Source organism: Thermus sp., assembly GCF_039793865.1.
In the GTDB taxonomy this organism is placed as follows: Bacteria; Deinococcota; Deinococci; order Deinococcales; family Thermaceae; genus Thermus.
In genome coordinates, this window is sequence record NZ_JBAMMI010000069.1 from 1 (window position 1) to 3,946 (window position 3,946).

At 67.3% G+C, this 3,946-nt stretch carries 5 protein-coding genes and 2 pseudogenes; all 7 read left to right on the forward strand.

Annotated features, from left to right (window positions below):
* The first annotated feature begins 155 nt into the window (after positions 1–155).
* Positions 156–548, forward strand: coding sequence for a thioredoxin fold domain-containing protein (locus tag ABJK26_RS06560; RefSeq protein WP_347241483.1), 393 nt, complete (start codon positions 156–158; stop codon positions 546–548).
* On the forward strand, positions 541–993 hold the full coding sequence (gene soxY, locus ABJK26_RS06565; protein ID WP_347241484.1) for a thiosulfate oxidation carrier protein SoxY: 453 nt from the start codon (positions 541–543) through the stop codon (positions 991–993). Before ABJK26_RS06560 ends, soxY begins: the two co-directional genes overlap by 8 nt.
* 11 nt (positions 994–1,004) lie before the next feature.
* Positions 1,005–1,331, forward strand: coding sequence for a thiosulfate oxidation carrier complex protein SoxZ (gene soxZ, locus ABJK26_RS06570; RefSeq protein ID WP_347241485.1), 327 nt, complete (start codon positions 1,005–1,007; stop codon positions 1,329–1,331).
* Positions 1,332–1,412: 81 nt separating this feature from the next.
* A pseudogene (locus tag ABJK26_RS06575) lies at positions 1,413–1,619 on the forward strand (rhodanese-like domain-containing protein); the annotation flags it as partial.
* 7 nt (positions 1,620–1,626) lie between these two features.
* On the forward strand, positions 1,627–2,343 hold the full coding sequence (locus tag ABJK26_RS06580) for a translation initiation factor 2 (protein ID WP_347241487.1): 717 nt from the start codon (positions 1,627–1,629) through the stop codon (positions 2,341–2,343).
* A 14-nt stretch (positions 2,344–2,357) separates the two neighbouring features.
* On the forward strand, positions 2,358–3,647 hold the full coding sequence (locus ABJK26_RS06585) for an FAD-dependent oxidoreductase (protein WP_347241486.1): 1,290 nt from the start codon (positions 2,358–2,360) through the stop codon (positions 3,645–3,647).
* A 71-nt stretch (positions 3,648–3,718) separates the two neighbouring features.
* Positions 3,719–3,946: pseudogene (locus tag ABJK26_RS06590) on the forward strand (sulfite dehydrogenase); the annotation flags it as partial.

Consider the following 3,946-nt stretch of genomic DNA (forward strand, 5'->3'; position numbering starts at 1 on the left):
GGATAAGGGAAGGGGGTTTGTGAATAAGTACACAGAGGTTTGCGCCCTAGGCTCTTGATTTTTCCTTGACCCGCGAGTATGGTACAAATGTCCTTGGGTGTACCCAGGCAGAGTGGAGTATGTACGCATACCGGGTACTTTGGAAGCTCCTCCTGATGGGCCTGGCCTTGGCGGCCCCGGACTTCGGCCGCTGGTATCCCCTGCCCCAGGCCCAGGCCCTGGCCCAGGCCCACGGGCGGGTGGTCGTGGTCTACTTCCACAGCCCCCGCTGCCCCTACTGCGACCAGATGAACACCTTCGTCCTCTCCGACCCCGCCGTAAGCCGCCTTCTGGAGGAGCGCTTCGTGGTGGCCTCCGTGGGCACCGAGACGCCCGAGGGCCGGGAGCTCGCCCGGCGCTTCTGGGTGCCGGGGACCCCTACCTTCGTCTTCCTCGCCTTCCGCAAGGGGGCGTGGGAAGAGGTTGGCCGGCTTTTTGGCAGCCGGCCCCGGGCGCAGTTTCTGGAGGAGCTTCGCCAGATGTGCGTCAAGGGAGGTGCGTGTGAATAGGCGAGCGTTTCTCAAGGCTACCGGAGCGGCCCTAGGGGCCGGGGTCCTCTTTGGGCTTCCCGTGAGGGCCCAGGGCCTCGAGGGCGAGGACCTGGCCAACTTGGAAAAGGCCCTGCAGGAGACCCTGGGCAAGGGCTTCAAGGACCTCACCCCTTCCGATCTGGTGAGGCTCACCATGCCCGCCATCGCCGAAAGCGGGGCCAACGTGCCCGCCGAGGTGGAGGTAAACCTGCCCTCGGCCCAGATCAAGGCCGTCCACCTCTTCGCCGACAAGAACCCCACCCCCCGCCTGGCGAGCTTCATGCCCATGAAGGCCCTGCCCTACTACGCCACCCGGGTGCGCCTGGCGGAGACCACGGCGGTGCGGGCGGTGGTGGAGACCCAGGACGGGAAGCTCCTTCTGGCCTCGGCCAGCACCCGGCTCACGGCGGGCGGGTGCGGTTAAGGAGGTGAGCCATGGCGATTCGCGTGATCGTGCGTCTAACCCCAGCCAAGCCCAAGGTGGGCGAGGAGTTCAAGCTCCAGGCGGTGGCCCAGCACCCCAACGAGCCCGGCACCCGCCGGGACGCCGAGGGGAAGCTCATCCCCGCCAAGTACATCAACCTGGTAGAGGTCTACTTTGAGGGGGAAAAGGTGGCGGAGGCCCGCCCCGGCCCCTCCACCAGCGCCAACCCCCTCTACGGCTTTAAGTTCAAGGCGGAGAAGCCCGGGACCTTCACCGTCAAGCTCAAGGACACGGACGGGGACACGGGCGAGGGCGCGGCCAAGCTGGAGCTGGCCTAGGGCGGGCGCCCGGGTCTTCCCGGGCGCCCTTAGGGAGGTGGTGTATGCGAAAGGTAATGCTCTTGGCGCTTCTCCTCCTCCATCCCGGGCTCGGTGCACATCTACGCCGGGAAGGTCCCGGACCGCTTGCGCGAGCTCCCCAAGGGCAAGGAGTCCCTGATCCTCTGCAACTCGGGGGGCGTTTCCGCGGTGGTGGCGGCCTTCCTGCAGGCCAAAGGCTACAAGAACGCCAAGAACATCGCCCACGGCTTCAAAGGCTGGCTGGACGCCGGCCTTCCCATAGAGGGGGTGGATGATGAGGAAGCTTTTCGCCCTTTTGGCCCTCCTGGGCCTGGCCTCCGCCCAGTCCCTGGTGGCGGAGGTGCGGGGCTCCCTGGAGGAGGTGGAGGCCAAGGCCCTTCAGGCCCTCGAGGCCTCGGGCCTCGAGCCCGACCGGGTCCTGAACTTCGTCACCGGGGAGAAGGGCCGCTACACCGTGGGCACCCTTGACGGCAGGCTCCTTTTCTCCATGCTCGGGGTCTACGAGGGGGAGGTGGAGCGCCCCACCTGGCGCCTCGAGGCCGCCTTAGTCCGCCTCGGCCCCGTGAAGCGGGTGCCCCCCGCCCTGATGCCCGACCCCAAGAGCGGCATGATGCCCGCCCTCCTCTACCGCGTGCCCTCGGCCAAGGCCGAGGACGTGGTCCTCCTGGTGGAGTCCGAGCTCACCGCCAACGGCCTCAACCTCCTCCCCAACGTCGAGGTGGGCCCGGCGACGGTGATCATGCCCTGCAAGAGCGAGTGGGCCCGGATCATGTTCCTCACCCAGCCCGCCGGGGGCTTCGCCGCCCCCTGCCGCTTCTTCGCCATGCAAATGGGTGGGGACGTCCTGGTGGGGGCCATTGAGCCCATGCTCATGACCATCATGCCGGGGGTCATGGGAAGCCCGGCGGTGGCCATGCTCCAGGAGGCGAAGAAGGTGATGACGGATATCCTCGATGCCACGGGCGGTAAGCCGTACCGCCCTGGGCAATAAGGAAAGGAGGAGCTATGGGTAAGGTGAATCGGCGCGACCTTCTGAAGGCAGGGGCGGCCCTGGCTGCGGCCGGGGCCCTGGGGGGCAAGGGCTTCGCCCAGGAGTTCTACGCCAGCCCCCCCACCCTCCTCCCCCGCACCCGGGCGCCCCGGGTGGTGGTGGTGGGGGGCGGCTGGGGCGGGACCACGGTGGCCCGCAAGCTCAAGCAGCAGAACCCCGAGGTGGAGGTGGTCCTCGTTGAGCAGAAGCCCCTCTTCATGTCCTGCCCCATGTCCAACCTCTTCCTCGCCGGGGTGAAGCCCTTGGAGTGGCTCGTCTTTGACTACACCAACGTGGTCAAGGACGGGGTCATCTTCGTCCAGGAAAAGGTCCTGGACATCCAGCGGGACCACCGCCTGGTGCGGACCACGGGGGGGTACCTGGCCTACGACTACCTGGTCCTGGCCCCGGGCATTGATTACATGTACGAGGCCATCCCCGGCTACGCCGAGGTGAAGCACCTCATGCCCGTGGGCTTCAAGCCCTTTGAGCACGTCGCCCTCCGCCGCATGCTGGACGAGTTTGACGAGACCGGGGGCGACCTCGTCATGTACATCCCCAACCCCCCCTACCGCTGCCCCCCTGGGCCCTACGAGCGGGCGGCCATGCTCGCCTGGCGGCTCAAGACCAAGGGGGTGAAGGGCAAGGTCATCGTCCTGGACGCTAACCCCCAGCCCGTTTCCAAGGCCCCCGGGTTCCTCGCCGCCTACAACGACCTCTACAAGGACTACCTGGAGTATCAGCCCAACACCCGCATCACCGGCCTGGACTACGAGAAGAAGGTGGTCCAGACCGAGCTCGGGGACGTGCCCTTCACCCTGGCGGACCTCATCCCCCCCATGAAGGCGGCGGAGATCGTGCGCCAGGTGGGGCTTGGGGAGCGCTGGGCCAACGTGCGCATCCCCTACTTCCTCTCGGAGAAGGACGACCGGGTCTACCTGGTGGGGGACATCACCGGGAACACCCCCTACCCCAAAAGCGGCATGGTGGCCTACGTCTCCGGCGCCATCGTGGCCCGCCACCTCACGGAGAGGCTCAAGGGCAAGCCCCTCGCCGAGATCCCGCCGGAGCTTCCCTCCAACATCTGCTACTCCTTCGTGGACTCCGAGGAGGCCATCTGGGTGGCCGCCAACTACTCCTGGGACGAGGCGGCCAAGCAGATCAAGGCCCAAAACAGCGTGGACAACCAGCGCTCCAAGGCGAACGGCGAGGCCGCCATCGGCTGGGCCCTGGGGCTCTGGAACGACATATTCGGCCCCGCCTAAGGGCCTTAGGCCCCCGCTCCCGAAGGAGCGGGGGCTTTCCCTTGCCGGAAGCGCATACACTAGGAGGGTATGTGGACCGAAGGAAGTTCTTCCGCATCCTGGGCGCAGGGGGCTTCTCGGCCTCCTCAAGGGAAGGGCCCAGGGGCTCCCCTGGACGGAGGAGACCTTTGCCCCCACCAAGGCCCTGGGGGCGCCCCTTTCCGAGTACGGGGAGCGGAGCCCCTTTGAGGCCGAGGTGGTGCGCTACATCTCCCCCAACCTGCGCACCCGCCACTCGGGGGCGAACTTCGCCCCCCTGG

Bases quoted from the DNA above. Each gene is read 5' to 3' on its own strand.
- ABJK26_RS06560 (WP_347241483.1), top strand. From the start codon at position 156: ATGGGCCTGGCCTTGGCGGCCCCGGACTTCGGCCGCTGGTATCCCCTG.
- ABJK26_RS06580 (WP_347241487.1), top strand. From the start codon at position 1,627: ATGAGGAAGCTTTTCGCCCTTTTGGCCCTCCTGGGCCTGGCCTCCGCC.
- soxZ (WP_347241485.1), top strand. From the start codon at position 1,005: ATGGCGATTCGCGTGATCGTGCGTCTAACCCCAGCCAAGCCCAAGGTG.
- ABJK26_RS06585 (WP_347241486.1), top strand. From the start codon at position 2,358: ATGGGTAAGGTGAATCGGCGCGACCTTCTGAAGGCAGGGGCGGCCCTG.